We start from the raw sequence: 704 nt of genomic DNA, 5'->3' as shown, positions 1-704 counted from the left end.
CGCCCGCTCAAGGTGAAAGCGCACCAGGAGGCGGACATCCGCGTCCTCCTCAAACTCTTCAAAAAAATCAAAAAGGTCATCGTCGCCGGTCAGGTGGTAAAGCATGTCGCTGGCGTCTTTCTTCAGCAGCGGCTTGGCCATCAGGCGTTCCAGTTTGGCGGCTTTTTCTTCGGTGTTGGGTTGGCTCCAGGTTCCCATTTTTTCGCTCCTTTTGGGTGGTTCGTGTGGCGCTATGAACGCTTCATAGCGCCGGCTTAGCAAGTGATTTAGAGCGTTATGGGTGATCAGTTTTGGCGATGCGATAAATGCGCTCGCCATCTGCGGATTTCTCTGAGATCACGTTGAGTCCCAGCTTCTTTTTCAGCGCCCCAGAGAGGGTTCCGCGCACCGTGTGCTTTTGCCAACCGGTAGCGTGGCTGAGCTGGTCGATGGTGGCCCCTTCCGGGCGCTCTAGCATCTGGATGACAAGGGCCTGCTTACTGTTAGCGCGGAGGCGGGATGGCTGGCCCTGTGGCTCTGCTTGGGCCTCGTCCCGCTCCGTGTCGAGGGAGTCAGGCGCGGGCTCTACAGGACTTGGCTTGGCGCGTCCCAGCGCCTTGTAGGCGGCGTCATTGATTCGCCATGTATCTCCCTCAGCGTGAATCAATTCAAGCCTCATCAGGCTGGTCAGCACTTTCTTACGCGCGCCGCCTTTGATGTGGCCA

Annotated in this window: 2 protein-coding genes; both read right to left on the bottom strand. The window is 58.0% G+C overall.

What is annotated here, in order from left to right; translation table 11 throughout:
• On the bottom strand, positions 1-198 hold a 198-nt coding region (locus ONV78_RS31845; protein ID WP_279508618.1), incomplete at its 3' end, for a hypothetical protein.
• 76 nt (positions 199-274) lie between these two features.
• On the bottom strand, positions 275-704 hold a 430-nt coding region (locus ONV78_RS31840), incomplete at its 5' end, for a DUF3489 domain-containing protein (RefSeq protein ID WP_279508616.1).

The organism is Hahella sp. CR1, from assembly GCF_029813005.1.
In the GTDB taxonomy this organism is placed as follows: Bacteria; Pseudomonadota; Gammaproteobacteria; order Pseudomonadales; family Oleiphilaceae; genus Hahella.
The sequence above is the reverse complement of the archived record's forward strand: the minus strand, read 5'-3'. Positions and strand labels throughout refer to the sequence as shown.